17 protein-coding genes and 1 riboswitch are annotated in these 15,673 nt (G+C 44.5%); of the genes, 7 read left to right on the top strand and 10 right to left on the bottom strand.

The window, feature by feature from the left end; all coding sequences use genetic code 11:
* The first annotated feature begins 33 nt into the window (after positions 1–33).
* Positions 34–621: a type IV pilin-like G/H family protein gene (locus tag QUA33_RS13550; RefSeq protein WP_333149016.1), complete on the top strand. Its 588-nt coding sequence runs from the start codon at positions 34–36 to the stop codon at positions 619–621.
* On the opposite strand, the gene QUA33_RS13545 is transcribed toward QUA33_RS13550, so the two are convergent.
* Positions 613–1,887: a serine/threonine-protein kinase gene (locus tag QUA33_RS13545; protein WP_333149015.1), complete on the bottom strand. Its 1,275-nt coding sequence runs from the start codon at positions 1,885–1,887 to the stop codon at positions 613–615. The two genes, QUA33_RS13550 and QUA33_RS13545, sit on opposite strands and share 9 nt — an antisense overlap.
* A gap of 87 nt (positions 1,888–1,974) precedes the next feature.
* Complete coding sequence (locus tag QUA33_RS13540) at positions 1,975–3,981, bottom strand: protein kinase domain-containing protein (protein WP_333149014.1); 2,007 nt, start codon at positions 3,979–3,981, stop codon at positions 1,975–1,977.
* Between the two features lie 267 nt (positions 3,982–4,248).
* Positions 4,249–4,395: riboswitch (cobalamin riboswitch) on the top strand.
* 22 nt (positions 4,396–4,417) lie between these two features.
* On the opposite strand from QUA33_RS13540, the gene QUA33_RS13535 reads away from it, so the two are divergent.
* The 4 genes from QUA33_RS13535 (at position 4,418) to QUA33_RS13520 (ending at position 8,422) form a co-directional block, all read left to right on the top strand.
* Positions 4,418–4,828: a DUF1636 domain-containing protein gene (locus QUA33_RS13535; protein ID WP_333149013.1), complete on the top strand. Its 411-nt coding sequence runs from the start codon at positions 4,418–4,420 to the stop codon at positions 4,826–4,828.
* A 368-nt stretch (positions 4,829–5,196) separates the two neighbouring features.
* Positions 5,197–6,231, top strand: a complete 1,035-nt coding sequence (gene cobW, locus QUA33_RS13530) for a cobalamin biosynthesis protein CobW (protein ID WP_333149012.1) — start codon at positions 5,197–5,199, stop codon at positions 6,229–6,231.
* 182 nt (positions 6,232–6,413) lie between these two features.
* Positions 6,414–7,385: a GTP-binding protein gene (locus QUA33_RS13525; RefSeq protein ID WP_333149011.1), complete on the top strand. Its 972-nt coding sequence runs from the start codon at positions 6,414–6,416 to the stop codon at positions 7,383–7,385.
* Positions 7,373–8,422 carry a WD40 repeat domain-containing protein gene (locus tag QUA33_RS13520; protein ID WP_333149010.1) on the top strand — a complete coding sequence of 350 codons (1,050 nt, stop codon included), beginning with the start codon at positions 7,373–7,375 and terminating at the stop codon, positions 8,420–8,422. The genes QUA33_RS13525 and QUA33_RS13520 overlap by 13 nt, the downstream gene beginning before the upstream one ends.
* A gap of 119 nt (positions 8,423–8,541) precedes the next feature.
* Here QUA33_RS13520 and QUA33_RS13515 read toward each other — a convergent pair whose 3' ends face one another.
* Together QUA33_RS13515 and QUA33_RS13510 are read right to left on the bottom strand one after the other, a co-directional pair.
* Positions 8,542–9,378, bottom strand: a complete 837-nt coding sequence (locus tag QUA33_RS13515; protein WP_333149009.1) for a metal ABC transporter permease — start codon at positions 9,376–9,378, stop codon at positions 8,542–8,544.
* A 96-nt stretch (positions 9,379–9,474) separates the two neighbouring features.
* Complete coding sequence (locus QUA33_RS13510) at positions 9,475–10,194, bottom strand: metal ABC transporter ATP-binding protein (protein ID WP_333149008.1); 720 nt, start codon at positions 10,192–10,194, stop codon at positions 9,475–9,477.
* Positions 10,195–10,284: 90 nt separating this feature from the next.
* On the opposite strand from QUA33_RS13510, the gene QUA33_RS13505 reads away from it, so the two are divergent.
* A complete protein-coding gene (locus tag QUA33_RS13505; protein ID WP_333149007.1) occupies positions 10,285–11,358 on the top strand; it encodes a metal ABC transporter solute-binding protein, Zn/Mn family in 1,074 nt (357 codons plus the stop codon).
* A gap of 116 nt (positions 11,359–11,474) precedes the next feature.
* Here the strand turns inward: QUA33_RS13505 and QUA33_RS13500 are convergent, their stop codons facing one another.
* Together QUA33_RS13500 and QUA33_RS13495 are read right to left on the bottom strand one after the other, a co-directional pair.
* Positions 11,475–11,735, bottom strand: a complete 261-nt coding sequence (locus tag QUA33_RS13500; RefSeq protein WP_333096569.1) for a DUF7219 family protein — start codon at positions 11,733–11,735, stop codon at positions 11,475–11,477.
* A gap of 289 nt (positions 11,736–12,024) precedes the next feature.
* On the bottom strand, positions 12,025–12,192 hold the full coding sequence (locus QUA33_RS13495) for a metallothionein (protein ID WP_333096568.1): 168 nt from the start codon (positions 12,190–12,192) through the stop codon (positions 12,025–12,027).
* Positions 12,193–12,340: 148 nt separating this feature from the next.
* On the opposite strand from QUA33_RS13495, the gene QUA33_RS13490 reads away from it, so the two are divergent.
* Positions 12,341–12,748, top strand: a complete 408-nt coding sequence (locus tag QUA33_RS13490) for a metalloregulator ArsR/SmtB family transcription factor (RefSeq protein WP_333149006.1) — start codon at positions 12,341–12,343, stop codon at positions 12,746–12,748.
* Between the two features lie 2 nt (positions 12,749–12,750).
* On the opposite strand, the gene QUA33_RS13485 is transcribed toward QUA33_RS13490, so the two are convergent.
* The 4 genes from QUA33_RS13485 to QUA33_RS13470 form a co-directional block, all read right to left on the bottom strand.
* A complete protein-coding gene (locus QUA33_RS13485) occupies positions 12,751–12,951 on the bottom strand; it encodes a heavy-metal-associated domain-containing protein (RefSeq protein WP_333067593.1) in 201 nt (66 codons plus the stop codon).
* Between the two features lie 140 nt (positions 12,952–13,091).
* A complete protein-coding gene (aroF, locus tag QUA33_RS13480) occupies positions 13,092–13,982 on the bottom strand; it encodes a 3-deoxy-7-phosphoheptulonate synthase (protein WP_333149005.1) in 891 nt (296 codons plus the stop codon).
* 103 nt (positions 13,983–14,085) lie between these two features.
* Positions 14,086–14,310, bottom strand: a complete 225-nt coding sequence (locus QUA33_RS13475; protein WP_333149004.1) for a hypothetical protein — start codon at positions 14,308–14,310, stop codon at positions 14,086–14,088.
* A 492-nt stretch (positions 14,311–14,802) separates the two neighbouring features.
* Positions 14,803–15,567 (bottom strand): sulfotransferase domain-containing protein, encoded by a 765-nt coding sequence (locus tag QUA33_RS13470; protein ID WP_333149003.1) that lies wholly within the window; start codon positions 15,565–15,567, stop codon positions 14,803–14,805.
* Between the last annotated feature and the right edge of the window lie 106 nt (positions 15,568–15,673).

Below are 15,673 nucleotides of genomic sequence, written 5' to 3'. Positions count from 1 at the left end.
ACAGACTTAGCAAGATTTTAGGGCACTAAAAAAATGTCAGCAGATATAGATAAAAAAAGTAAAACATACAGCGTTTCACTATCCAGTTTGCTGGTACGGACTGTAATTTACAGCGGTTTTATGGCTGGTATACTAGCATCTTTTTACAATTTCAAACTCAATACTATTGTCATCTCAAGTAGTCCGAAATCTCCGGCACTACAAGCAGATCTGGCTTCGATCAATAAAGCGCAGGAAGATTACTATGCAAAAAATAACAAATTTAGTGATTCCCTGGAAGGGTTGGCTATACAAGGTCTCAGCAAAGCTCAATATTATTACCACATTGACTCATTATTAATAAACCCAGTTCAAACGTTGGAGAATAAGCGCGAACCAGCACAATTTGAAAGCGCGATCGCATTTTCTAAAAAGCTGGATTCCGTTCGCCAAAAAGACTACAGTCCAGTATATATAGGAGCAGTATTTGCTTTCAAAAAAGATGTTAGCAATCAACTAATAACTATTTCGGCAATCTGCGAAAGCGAGCCGGAAAAGGAGGTGGATCAATTCAATCTGATACAGCCAACTTTTGACGGCACAGAAATTCACTGCCCGCCCGGTACAAATATTTTAAGGTAATACCTTTAAACTATTTTGTGTCATTCTTTGATTGTCTAAATAAAATTCAAACTTCCAATTCCCAGGCTTGTCATCCTTTGTAAAATTGTACCCGCACCAAGTATTTAGTCTATCTGCCGTTGTTCTTAAATGAGATCGACCGTCGGCTGCCAATTTTCCTTGAGAGTCAAATACGCGACAAGTACCGTAATATTCTCCCGGTAAAAAGTTAGTAACACTGACAGCAAAATAGACTTTATGTGTTTTTTTTAAAGACACAAAATCTATAATTTTATCCGATTTTAGTTCGCTAGTTAACATCACTTGAGTCACAGGTTTTAACTTCGGTTTGCTGGTTTCTGGTTGGGATTTAACTACTTGTTGAGGTTCCTGAGATTTCAAAATAAATGGGAGTAAAATAGCAGCACTTGCTGTCAACAATCCGACTGATATCAGTGCAAGTTTTGATTTTTTAGGCTGGCGAACTACATTGAGGGGAATCAAAGCGTTGAGGGCCGCATCTGCGGAAGCATAGCGGTGTTTAAAATTTGGTTCCACCATTTTTTGCAGCCAGTCAAGAAATTCTGGAGTTAGCTGCGGTAAGCGATGTTTAAAATTAATCCGCCCCGTCTCATCCATCAAGCTGCCAATTTCGGTAGAATTGATGCCGATTAGCAAGCAAATTAGCGTGGCGCCGAGACTGTATAAATCCGATGCGACTGTTAGCTGGCGGTTGAACATTTGTTCGGGCGGCATAAAGCCCAAGGTACCTTTGACAACGCTGCTGGCGGCTACTTCTCCCCCACCGATTCTAGCAAATCCGAAATCGACCAGGCTGACATTCATCCTGTCATCAACTAAGATATTTTCTGGTTTTAAATCTCTGTGAATAACAGGCGGCACCCGATTTTGCAGGTATTTGAGTATTTCTAACACAGAAATAGCAATTTGCTTAGTTTTTTGCGGTGTTTGCTGGCGGGAATTTGCGAGAGAATTAGCATTTTTGTATTCCTGCACCATGCAGAAACCCGATGCAGTTTGGAAAGAATCTAAATAACGGGGAATGTTGGGGTTATCGAGTTCTCGCAAAATCTGAATTTCTTTTTCATAAGCTTGATATTCGGTCCAATTAGCACCTGTCTGGGCAAATTGAAATTGTTTGACAACAACGGAACGTTTTGTATTAATTTCAGTAGCGAGATAGGTAACTCTACCGCCCGCGCGGTTGTGTCCGAGTTCGCGAGTTACTTGATAGCCGTAGTTGGAAAAATCAGGGAAATCATTCATAGGTTCGTAATGATAAATTCTGTCACAAAAAGGTTTTTAGTAAGGACTTTAGTCCTCAATAACTGAGTAAAACAAGCGAGCAATTGTTTAAGGTTTAATTAAACTTGCTTGTAATTTGCGATACTTAGCAAGGATTCTATTTGGTTTAAAAACACTCATCTCAAGTAATGGAATACCAGTGACAGCTAAAGAGGCGATTATAGCTCCTCCTACAGCTACTATTTCCATTGGTTCAACCCATTCTCGTTGGGCGACAACGTTTAAAAACAGTCGAAATGCTACTACCAAGCTAGTACAAAATCCGGTCGTAAGAAAAGCTATTTTGTCATTATAAATGTTAATTATTCTTCTGAGGGTAGTCTGCTCGTCAATCCGATTATGAAAAATCCTATAAACTATCATGCAACACAAATAAACTATCATGCAACATAAATTGCTTAGGAAAATAAAAAATGCTGCATTGAAAGCCTCATCGAATATCATTGCCACGAAAGAAAACAATGCAAACAATGCAAATAATAAAAATTGCCCGATAATAGCAATAATCATAGCCAAATTCCTATTCATCATACTTCCAAGTGCAGCTCCACATAAACTAAAGAATATCAGCGCAATTACCATCCCTATCGAGGCAGCAATTGATATAATTGTATTGTTCGATAGGGGTAAATTACGAATAACTTCAGTAACAACAGACAAAACGAAAAAATATAAAATTAATCCTATTAGCGATCCTAATACTCCTCCTACCCAAGTTTTTTTAGTTCCATGTGATTCTGCTAAGAGTGTGATTTCAGCAACTGCAAATCCATAGACTAAGCTCATAATAATACCCAAAGCAATGTCATAGTTGCTGCCCATACTAAATAGAAAGCCGAATAACACCAACCAGCAGATCAAAATCAGGTTGCCCTTAGACAATAAAGTAGTTAGTTTGGGTATAGGAAGGAGAGCTGTTGTGACTTTAATTTTGAGTTGATAAGTGTCGGGTTCGGAATTTGTATGGAAGATTATATAGCGCTCATAAGCTTGACTTGCCAACAATTGTTTGGTATCAACTAGGATTTTGACATCAAAATTATTGCTCTCAAATTTCTGCGGCTCAAACGAGATCCAAGAGTGGTCGTAAGGTGTATGCGGCGGATCATTCGGATGCGGCGCGACTTCCCATCTACCACAAAGCATTGTATCGGGAATTGGGTTGCTAATTGCGATGGTTTGTGTTATTGTTTCTCCATATTCTGTAGCGGCAAATTCCAGCGTATCGCGCTCAATTCTCACTTTCGGCAAGCTGCTGACATCCAAAGATTCTAGTGCAGCTAAAGCATCAGCAGCCGACTGATATCTATCTTGAATTCTCGGCGCTACCATCCTTTCCAGCCAATTCATCCAACCTTGCTGCAACGGCGGTACTAAATGCCGAAAATGAATGCCATAATTAGCATCAATTAAATTACCAACATCCGCAGATTTTGTCCCAGTTAACAAACAAATCAGCGTTATCCCCAAGCCGTAAAGATCCGAGGCTTTGGTTAATTCTCGGTTGAACATTTGTTCCGGTGGCATGAATCCCATCGTGCCTTTGACGACGCTGCTGGCGGCGATGTTTCCGCCTCCCAAGCGTGCAAAACCGAAGTCTACTAGGTAAACATTTAAGTCTTCGTCTATTAACAAGTTTTCCGGTTTGATGTCGCGGTGAATTACGGGCGGTTTTTGCGATTGCAGGTAAGCTAAAATTTCTAAAGTGGCGATCGCAATTTGCTTGATATCCGGCGGCGAAAAAGTTCGGGCGACAGCAGATTCGGCATTTTTGTATTCCTGCACCATGCAGAAACCGCTGTCAGTTTGAAAAGAATCGAGATAGCGGGGAATGCCTGGGAAATCCAGTTTTTGCAAAACTTTAATTTCTTGTTCGTAAGCTTCGTATTCTGTCCAGCTAGCACCTAATTGGGCAAATTGAAATTGCTTAATTACAACTAATTTTTGAGTCTTCGTATTTTTCGCTAAGTATGTAACTCTGCCGCCGAGACTGTTGTGTCCGAGTTCTTTTTCAATCTGATAGCCGTGAGTGGAAAAATCTGGGAAGGCGTTCATATAGTTTGTAGTAATGTTCTTATGGGAGGGGCTTCTAGCCCGTCATAAACAGGCAAGAAGCCTGTTCCACAAAGAGTTATTTTTTTTTGATGGGTTTCTATCCTGTCAGCAACAGGCAAGATGCCTGTTCCACAAAGAGTTATTTTTTTTTGTGGGGTTATATCCTGTCAGCAACAGGCAAGATGCCTGTTCCACAAAGAGTTATTTTTTTTGGATGGATCGACATTACCAACATAACTTTTTTCCAAAAAGGCGGCAAGTGCGGTATGATGTGATTTCGCGATCGGTTCTAGCGGGGAGCAGTCGCTAGAGGAAACGGGGAAAGTTCGGTGCAAGTCCGGCGCTGTCCCGCAACTGTAATGAAACCCTTGTGGTTTCTCAAGTCAGAATGCCCGCCGATATCTAACTCACTTTTGAACGCATCTGCGAGGTACGGATGATGGATGGAATTAACACGGCTGTACGCACAAAGCACAGTCTATTTGTTTGCACTGCTTGCGCTAGTGTTTGGAAAAACGGCAAGCGAGAAGGCAAAAGCGGCGGTCAACAATTTATGGAAAACTTGTCGCAACTCGCTAAAGATTGGGAGTTTTCTGATAAGTTTGAGATTCAAGAAGTTGAGTGCATGAGTGCTTGCAGTCACTCTTGTGCGGTGTCTTTTGCTGCTGTAGGAAAGTACACTTATCTGTTTGGCGATTTACCAGCAAATGAGGCGGAAAGCGTCGAGGCTGTACTCGAATGCGCGGGTCAATACTATGCTAAACCGGACGGTTTGTTGCCTTGGTCTGAGCGTCCTCAAGCTCTGAAAAAAGGCGTTTTAGCAAAGATTCCACCGCTGGCAAATTAGAGCATTTCTCGTTACCATGCTCTGCCCATTGGTGACAACTTAACGTCAAACCGATCGTCTCTCTTGTTTTTATCGAAATCTAGATCCCCCCTAACACCCCTTAATAAGGGGGGGACAAGAAATATTCTCAAAGTCCCCCTTCTTAAGGGGGATTTAGGGGGATCTAGAGTTCGCCTAACAGCGACTTTTAATGTAGGTTTCAGTATTAATTTGTCACCTACGATCTCGGCCTGGTAACGCCTACGCAGAGGCTCTGCCTCGTCTTAAAAGCGCTCCTTTATTCCAGCGAGGCAGAGCCTCTAGATTAGCATTCCCAGGCAGAGCCTGGGAACGAGATATCCCATCACCAAATAAGCACAAAATTATCAATGCACAAAATTCCTGTTACTGTCATCACTGGTTTTCTCGGTAGCGGCAAAACTACCTTAATTCGCCACTTATTGCAAAATAATCAAGGTCGCCGCATTGCTGTTCTGGTTAACGAATTTGGCGAAATCGGAATTGACGGAGAACTCCTGCGCGATTGTCAAGTTTGCGACGAAGAAGAAAATGTCAGCAGCAATATTGTAGAACTAACAAATGGTTGTCTTTGCTGCACTGTTCAAGAGGAATTCTTGCCGACTATGCAGGAACTGTTGAAGCGCAGAGAACAAATTGATTGTATTGTAATAGAGACTTCTGGCCTCGCACTTCCTAAACCTTTGATTCAAGCTTTTCGCTGGCCGGAAATTCGCACGGGTGCTACAGTGGACGGTGTGGTTGCTGTTGTCGATTGCGAAGCTGTTGCTAGCGGTTCTTTTGTCGGTGATATCGATGCTTTGATGGCACAGCGGCAGGCTGATTCTAGTTTAGATCACGAAACTCCGATCGAGGAATTGTTTGAAGACCAGTTAGCCTGTGCCGATATGGTACTTTTAACGAAGGTCGATCGCGTAGATGCTGAAACTCACCAGAAAGTCCAAAGCTGGTTGCAACAAGAGTTGCGTCCGAGTGTGAAAATTGTTCCCTGCAAAGGTGGCGAAATTAACCCCGATGTGCTTATGGGATTTAATGCGGCGGTTGAGGATGATTTGGAGTCTCGCCCGAGTCACCACGACACTGAGGAGGAACACGAACACGATGATGATATTAACTCGACTTTCTTTATTGCCGATCGCGAATTTGAACCTGAAGCATTGGTGAAAAAACTGCAATCCTTGATGCAGCAGGAGGAAATCTATCGGATTAAAGGGTTTGTGGCGGTTCCCAAGAAACCGATGAGGATGGTGTTGCAAGGTGTGGGTTCGCGGATAGAATATTTTTACGATCGCCCTTGGCAACCTTCCGAGATCCGCCAAACCAAATTAGTGCTGATCGGTCGAGAGTTAGAGCGCGATCGAATTGCAGCTATGATTAACAATTAATTGTCATCGGAGAGGGGCGGGTTTATCGATATTTTGAATTGCAGCAAATATTATTGGTAAAACTCGCCCCGACAAGTTCTGACAAACCATTTATTAACATTATTTAATATTGTGGGCGCTGCCAGCAGGTCTGGTGTACAATAGCGATAATGGTTATCATTGTACAATAATCGAGGTCAAGTATGGTGACTGCTGGGGCGATCGAATCAGTTCCTGTTACCGTTCTCACGGGTTATCTCGGCGCAGGCAAAACTACGCTACTGAACCGCATTTTAACACAAGAACACGGCAAAAAAGTTGCAGTCATCGTCAACGAATTTGGCGAAGTAGGCATAGACAACCAACTGATAATTGATGCCGACGAAGAAATTTTTGAGATGAACAACGGCTGCATTTGCTGTACAGTCCGAGGCGATTTAATTCGGATTATCGGTAACTTAATGAAGCGGCGAGACAAATTCGATCACATAGTTATCGAAACCACAGGTTTAGCCGACCCCGCACCCGTAATTCAAACCTTTTTTGTAGACGAAGATATGCGGGAAAAATTACTGCTAGATGCAGTTGTCACCGTAGTAGATGCCAAGCACATCTGGCAGCACTGGGACGCCGACGAAGCTCAAGAACAAATTGCCTTCGCTGATGTAATTTTGCTCAATAAAACTGATTTAGTGAGTGACGAAGAATTGGCAGAATTAGAAAATCGAATTCGCGCCATGAATGCAATGACCAAAATTTACCGTACCCGCAACGCTGAATTAGCAATGGAGGCTTTGTTGGGCGTTAAAGCATTTGATTTGAACCGGGCATTAGAAATCGAACCAGACTTTTTGGGCGAACACACTCACGAACACGACGAAACAGTTACCTCCGTAGCCATAGTAGAATCAGGGGCTATTGACCGCAACAAATTTAGCGATTGGATGGAGGAATTGTTGCGAACTCAAGGACCGAATATCTTTCGGACAAAAGGCATTTTGAATGTCGCCGGAGACAACAAGCGATTTGTTTTTCAAGGAGTACACATGGTGTTCGATGGCCGGCCGGATAGACCTTGGAAAGCTACCGAAACTCCGAAAAACGAGCTTGTATTCATCGGTCGCAACTTAAACGAAAATCAATTGCGAGAGGATTTCAGTCGGTGTCTAGTTTAAAAAGTAGCGAACGAACCCTGGAATTTCACGCCGAAGCAATGCTGTCTGACTACGTAACTGCTGTTACTTGGTCGCCGGATGGCACAAGTTTAGCAATGTGTTCCGCTGCGGGAGAAGTGATGCTGGCGGCAGTAGGGGAAGTTAATGAATTGTGCTTGCAAACACTACAAAGTGCCACGGGTAAGTCAGCCGATTGTTTGTCTTTTTCCCGCGACAGTCAATTCCTAGCTGCTGGCGGACAAGATGGAAAAGTGCGAATTTGGCGGGTTAATTCTGGCGAATTAATTGCTGATTTGAATAACCAGCGCGTCTGGGTTGATAAGTTAGCTTGGAGTCCCAACTGCAACCAGTTAGCTTTCAGTATGGGCCGCTACGTTCAAGTCTGGAATGCTGAGGATAATGTTGTTGAAGTAACGCTGAATTTCGACTCATCATCTATCTTAGATTTAGCATGGCATCCTATGGTTCAATATCTGGCAGTTAGCGGCTATCAAGGTGTCAAAGTTTGGCATGGCGAAGACTGGGACGAAGACCCGGAAATTTTATCAGTACCCTCCGCAACAGGTGCAGTTTCTTGGTCGCCACAAGGGGAATATTTAGCTTGCGGCAATATGGACAATACTCTAATTGTTAATGAATGGGGCAATTTTGAACCGTGGGTAATGCAGGGTTTTCCGGGGAAGGTTCGGGAGTTAGCTTGGTCGGATAAAACTAATTCTTTGGGTGCGCCTTTGTTAGCAGCTTCGAGCTCTCAAGGTATTTCTGTCTGGGAAAGAGACGCTGATGAAAGAGTCGGTTGGGATTCTTGGGCGTTAGAAGTGCATGAAAATGTGGTAAATGCGATCGCCTTTCAACCTAGCACATTTTTATTAGCTTCCGCCGCTGCAGACGGTCAAGTTTGTTTGTGGGGAGAAGCAGAACAATTGCTGCAAATTCTAGAAGGTGCAGAGGGCGGTTTTTCCTGTCTCGCATGGCATCCCGAAAGCCACTTTCTCGCCGCTGGCGGATGCGGTGGCGAATTGCTGGTTTGGTCATAAACTTATGCGCGGCAAAGAGTTCGGGCTGAGCAAGCTGTTATAAGTAGGGCGTTAAATTACTTTTTGCGTAAGTAAGCGTAAAAAACGTACAACAGATAGAGCCTGTGCATCCTGGACTTTTATCCTCTCTTTCTTGTCAAAATTCCTTGACTGGGACTGAACAGCAAAGCCCCTAAAAATAACCCAAAAATAACTAATACAATGGCCGCCCCAGACGGCATATTAAAATAATAGCTGAGATACATACCAGTCACGCTAGCTGTAATCCCAATCATTGCTCCCAATCCCATCATTAAATGCAGCTCTTTTACCAACAAATACGCTGTTATTCCCGGCCCGATTAACAGAGAAATTACTAACAGCGCCCCCACAGTTTGCAAACTCGCAACAATCGTCAGCGTAATCGCCGAAATCATCCCCAAATAAATCCAGTTTACAGGCAAACCTGACGCTTGCGCTCCCAACGGGTCAAAAGTATAGAATAGCAGTTCTTTGTAAAGGAGTTTGACCGCCACCAAAATTATTAAAGTTATGACAAAAGTCTGCTGCACGTCAGCAGGTGAAACTGACAAGATATTTCCGAACAAAAAACCGTCTAAGTCTAATTTTGTTGTCCGCAACAGGCTAATTAGCGTGACGCTAATTGCTAAAAATGTAGACAAGATTAATGCCATAATTGCATCAATTTTTAGGCGCGATTGCGATTGAATCCAGGCCATTATTACCGCGCTGATAATTCCCGATATAAACGCGCCGATCGAAATATTGAAACCTAAAGAAAAAGCTACTGGCAATCCTGCTAATACTGAATGGGCAATCATGTCAACCATCATTCCCATTTGCTGTACAATTAAGTAGGAGCCGACAACGGCGCAGAGAATGCCTAGCAAAACGCCGACGGCGATCGCATTTCGCATAAACTCGAATTGTAGTGGCTCAATTAGTAGGTTTAACATTGAATTCCATCAATAATATAATTTTTTCAACTACAATAAACTGCACAGGCGGGACGCCCGTGCCACAATCAACTTTTAAGATAAATCTTTTTTTGCTTAGGCAGCAACTAAACTTAAATCGTATCCATAGGCTTTTTGAATATTGGCTGCGGTCAGCACTTCTCGGCAGGAACCAGTTGCAATTAACTGCTTATTTAGCAATAATAAATTGTCGTACTGTTTTAAAGTTTCGCCTAGATCGTGGCTGATTACTAGCAATGTTTTATTTTCTGCTTTTAGTTCGGCAAAAATATCGAAAATAATTTCTTCGGTTGCTTTGTCGATCGCGTTAAAAGGTTCGTCGAAGAAGAATAAATCGGCTTGTTGGGCGATCGACCTTGCTAAGAAAATCCGCTGCTGCTGTCCGCCAGACAGTTCGCCAATTTGCCGATCGCGCAAATCCCACATTCCCACCCGCAGCAAAGCAGCTTTGACCAATTCTTGCGACTGCTTCGAGGGGCTGCGAAACCAACCAGTCTGGACAGTTCGCGCCATCATTACGGCATTCCACACCGTAATCGGATAATCCCAGTCAATTTGCGATCGCTGCGGCACGTAAGCCACCCGCGACAACTGTTCCTTCAGCAGCCGTCCCTGATATTTCACCAAACCCCGACAGGCCGGGATCAATCCCAGCATCGCTTTCACCATCGTGCTTTTCCCCGCGCCGTTGGGGCCGAACACACCGGTTAATTGTCCGGGATCTAACTGGAAATTCACGCTGTTGAGGGCCGCAATTCCTCGATAATTGACAGCCAAGTCTTGCACTTCTAGCATAATTAGAGATTTTGAGAACGATTCTTGTTCGTAGCTACTAGAATAGGATAACTCGAAAAAGCAATAACGATTATCGTTCCAAAGGTGAAAATGTTAACGAACTGGGCTGGAAAAAGCTGCAGATTATGCGGTGCGGCTGTTTTGGCAATTGGCTGCGGGCTGGTTGGGTGCAGTGGAGGACAGAACGCAAGCCGGGCGCCAGAGAGTCCCGCCGCGACTCAAACTCCAGCCAGTCGGGCGGCCAACTTGCCCAAAGTCGTCGCCACGACTGGCGTTATCTGCGACATAACTAAAGAAATTGCTCAAAGTTCGATCGACACCACCTGTCTAATTAAGCCGGGAGACGACCCCCACGCCTACCAAACCAAGCCGGAAGACCGCAAAGCGATTGAAACAGCAAATCTGATTTTATACGGCGGCTACAACCACGAACCCAGCATCATTAAGTTAATTGAATCTAGCAGTAATTCCGCGCCCAAAATCCCCGTCCACGAACTCGCCGTTCCCAAACCGCTGATGGGCGAACACGAGCACGAACACGGTGAAGAGAAAGCGGAAAACAAACCCCATGCAGAAGGTGAAAAAGTCCCTGACCCTCACGTTTGGCATAATCCTCAAAATGGCCGGCGCATGGTAGAAATAATTCGCGATCGATTGATCGAACTTTCCCCCAACAATGCTCAACTTTATACAAAAAATGCAGCAATCTTAACAGATGAGTTGCAAAAAATAGATACTTGGATCAAAGCTCAAATTGCGACTATTCCAGCTCAAAAACGGAAGTTAGTAACAACTCACGATGCTCTGAGTTACTATGCCGATGCTTACGGTTTGGAGATGGCTGGAGCTTTGCAGGGTGTGACGACAGAGGAACAGCCCACCGCAGCAAGAATTGCTGAATTGTCCTCAGAAATTAAGACTGCAGGAGTGCCGACAATTTTTGCCGAAACTACAACTAATCCGAAGTTGATGGAGACTGTGGCGAGGGAGGCAAATGTCCAAATTTCCGACAAGGAACTTTACAGCGACGAGTTGGGCGGCCCCGGCACCGGTGCTGATACATATCAGGGAATGCTGAAAACTAATACTTGCGCGATTATTTCTGGCCTCGGTGGCAATTGTACTTCTTTTGCCGGAGAAACTTCACCAAATCCCCAACCATAGACTTTCTAAAGTTCCTCTACTAGCAGGCACCTTACCTTTGCTGGGTACGCAGCAAAAAGCAGCGCTCGCAATCGCAGGGGTTTTCGATGGCAAACGCTGCGTTTGCAGCGATGACTTTAAGGCGAATTTTTTTCCTCGGTACTGGGGGGTTTTTGGCCAATTCCCAATTGCTTTTTAGAGGATTTTAAGTCTTTCCAAAGCATCTTAATATCTTTATAAGCTTTCTCAGCGCTAATTTTCCCCCCTGTTTCCAGCGAGCAAATATAAGTTATTTTTTGAGCAAACTCCTGCAAGTTGGCATTAAACGCCAAGTTTTCTGGCGTGAAATCACCGTAGTAGCGATTGCGAGGATGTAAAAAATCTTCCCGCTCTTTCATTGCCCCCTCCTAATTAAACTTTTGGTATTCAACTTTTGGTTCGGTCTCTGCTGTTAATAGCACTATTTGTACTCTGTATCGCGGCGCTAACTTGCTTCTATTGTATTGCGTAAGTAGCAATTGTGCTTTTTCGCTCTGTATTTAGTCTATTAATGCAGTCTTAACCTTAAGTTAGCTTTATTTTAACTTTTCTTTAACCTAAAAGCACAAAAAATGGGAAATGCGCGGTTCGCATCTCCCTTGAGATATATTTGGCAGTTGGTGATTAACCTTTTTTGAAGCCGAATATTTACTTGTGGCACTCGCAGCCGGCGTGGCCGCAGCCTTGGCCGTTGGGGTGGCCGTCAGCGCAAGCACTGGAACAGTATGTTTTGCCGTTTTTTTCAATGGCTTCGCTGGGGCTGACAACGCACGAACATGAAGGACAGGCACATTTTGTTTGGGTGGCGGTAGTCATAATTTAGATTCTCCTAGTGGGGTTATTTCTCTGTACTAATATCTGAACACATATTCAGATATTAGTCAAGGGAATGTAAAAGTTTTGTTACAAAAGGTTTGCCGATCGCACTAAAATGAAAATGAGAATTAAAACTAGCCGGGAAAAGATGTCACCCAACTCTGCTGTTAACGGAGCGATAAGTCAGTCTCACCAAGAAAACGATACACCAACGTGCGATCCATCGCACTTAGTTGACTGTTTGCGGGCCGGGGACATCCAAACACAAGTTCTCAACACCGCCCAAGCCCAGCGGATGGCAGAGTTTTTCAGTCTTTTGGGAGATGCGAACCGCCTGCGACTGCTGTCGGTTTTGGCCAAGCAAGAACTGTGCGTGTGCGACTTGGCTGCGGCGTTGAGTATGAGCGAGTCAGCGGTATCGCATCAGTTGCGGGCGTTGCGGGCGATGCGGTTGGTAAGTTACCGCAAGGTTGGGAGACAAGTTTTTTATAGTTTACTCGATCGCCACGTTTTTGAACTTTACCAAGCAGTCGCCGAACACTTAGACGAAGCCTAATATTATTCTCCTTGGATGGTGTGGCCTGTCACCACAACCGCCTGTTTAATTGATTCTTCAGAAGCTTGAGCCTCAACTGTAACAGTCTTAGCAGCTACATCCACATTGACAGAAGCATCGGAGTCAACTGTTTTGATGGATTTTGTAATTGTATCACCGCAGCCAGAACAGACGATCGACGGAACTTTAAGTACCAGTGCCATAATAAAACCCAAATATTGTAGATGACAGTATTGATTGTGCTTTTATTTTAATCTAATTTCGCTTTCCAAACAAAAGTGCGCCAGAATAAATTCTGACGCTACAAGAAGTAACTCTTCGGGCGCCGATTAATGAGTGATGACTAATGAGTGATGACTAATGACTTAGTATCTGGTATGCACCGCCCAACGGCTGCTGCTACAGGCCGCAAACTAAGAACTAAATCAGCCATATCTGCCAAAGAAAGAGCTTGCCGCGCGTCAGAAACTGATTTTTCGGGTTGCGGGTGACACTCAATAATTAATCCGTCAGCACCGCAAGCAACCGCTGCTTTGGCTAGCGGTGCGACTAATTCTCGCTTGCCGACGGCGTGAGAAGGGTCTACAATTACTGGCAAATGAGTTAACTGTTTCAGTGCTGCGACTGCACCTAAATCTAATACGTTTCGGGTGTAATTGTCGAAGCTGCGGATGCCTCTTTCGCAGAGAACTACATGAGGATTTCCGTGACTGAGAATGTATTCGGCGGCCATCACAAATTCTTCGATTGTGGCTGATAAGCCGCGTTTTAGGAGGACTGGTTTTCCGGCTTGACCGATCGCCTTTAGCAACTCGAAGTTTTGCATATTCCGACTGCCTACTTGCAGCATATCAGCATAGGTGACAACTGGCTCGATTTGAGCGATCGACATTACCTCTGTCACCACGGGTAAACCGTAACGCCGGCTGACATCGGCTAAAATTTCCAGTCCCTCAATTCCCATTCCTTGGAAAGCATAGGGAGAAGTGCGGGGTTTGTAGACTCCGCCTCGCAAAGCTTGCACCGATGCGGCGGAGAGTTGGCGGGCGACGGTTTCCATTTGTGCGGAACTTTCGACGGTACAGGGGCCGCCGATGATTAATAATTCTGTGCCGCCGACTGAGACTGTTTCTGAGAGTTTGACAATTGTTTGGTGTTCGGGATGAGATTTGGTTGCGAGTTTGGCTTCTAACATGAGGGTATTTTCCTGGAAATTTAAGTGGGTGGTTGACAATAAAAAACCCGGAACTTTTAGGAGTTCCGGGTTCGTGCGAAAAGACAGCGCGACAATTTACCCAGAACTTTTGTTGGGCCAAAAATAAAAGCTGTCGTACCAGTTACTGAATAATGTCATTGCTGTTTTCGCTTGTACTGGATTGGTTGTTGGGAAAAGAAGTAGAAAAAACAAAACCGCAGGTGTTAATCTGCGGTTCGCCCGGATGTTCACAGTGAATTACCAATTCACTCCGGGCGAACTTGGCTGCACCAAAAATAAAAATTGCTGTTGGCTGTGAACTTGGCTGTGAACATAGCTGAAGTGCTGCGATTTGTTGATTAAACACAATACTATTCGACAAGCTAGCACAGGGAAAGAGGGATGTCAAGTTATTTTTTCCAAAAGTTTTGTAGAGTGGGCGCTCTTGTCCCCCCTTGTTCAGGGGGGCTAGGGGGGATGGAGGGGCTAAGTAGTAAGGTGGAGTTCGATCGCTCTTTTCGCCCCTTAATCAGGAATATGTCTCGTTTATAGCTTCGTTTCAATAGTCCCTAACGGCTCTTATTAAGGGGGGCATGAGTATTTAAAGTCTTTATCTATATCTCGTTTCTAGCGCAGTTTAGATCCCCCCTAACCCCCCTTAATAAGGGGGGAACAAGAAGCACTCAAATTTAACCCGTACTCCTCTTATTAAGGGGGGCATGAGTATTTACAATCCTCATCTATGTCTCGTTTCTAGCGCAGTTTAGATCCCCCCTAAGCCCTCTTAATAAGGGGCGGACAAGAGGGAGCTTTCGGATGGGAGGGGGAGCGATACTTGGATGCAAGGGAGATATATTGATTAATCCCAGCCGAAGTCTCGATCGCACAATTCGGCTAGTCTTTGGTTGTGCGATCGAAAATATCCTCTCAATTGCTCGTATACTGTGTTGTTGATGGGGGGATATTGGGTGGCGTTGTACTTTTCGTAGGTTTGTAGTTGGTGCGGCGGTAAGTCTAGAAATTCTAAGACGCTGTTGTATGTGCCGAAGGTATTGGTATACAAGTCTTCGCTTTTGAGGATTAAAAGTTGTGATTTGGGAAAAAGTTTCATCCAGGCTGGGAGTTGATCGGCGTAAATGCCGCGGGTTAGATAGCTGTGGTGTTGGTGTTCGTAACTGTAGTAGTTTGGGTTGGCTTGGAGTTTTTCTATTTCGCCTTTGAGTCTTTCGGGCTCCGCGGCGATCGCACTTTCTAATGATAGGGATTCGTAGCCTATTTTGATATAGTAATAATAGTGGGAGATTGCGCGTTCTACTGGGTTTCTCAGCAGGGCGATTATTTTAACTTTGGGACATAAATCATAAATTCGCTGGGGAACTTGGGGGTGACAGATGTAGTAGGGGCTGGCTTCTCCGGTTACTAGATTTTCGCCTGTTTGGGGCTGGGGAAATTGGGCGTAGTACCAGTCTGGGCTTTTGTCGAAGTTGAAGTCGAAGTAATGGATTTCTTTTTGGGCGGCGGGGGCGATTTGGGGATGTTGGATTAGGTAATTGTACAGGGATGTTGTGCCGCCTTTTTGGGCACCGATGATGATGAAGTCGGGGGGTTTGGAGGGTTGTTTCATGGGTGGGGATGGTAGGTTTATATTTTGCACTTGTACTGACAGTGTGCCGGATTTGGCATTTGTACCGATAGTCCGCCGGGGGGACAAACGAAAATTCGATCGCACT

The organism is Microcoleus sp. Pol14D4, from assembly GCF_036701245.1.
Taxonomy (GTDB): Bacteria; Cyanobacteriota; Cyanobacteriia; order Cyanobacteriales; family Microcoleaceae; genus Microcoleus.
Note: the sequence above shows the minus strand (reverse complement) of the source record. Positions and strands in the feature narration are given on the sequence as shown.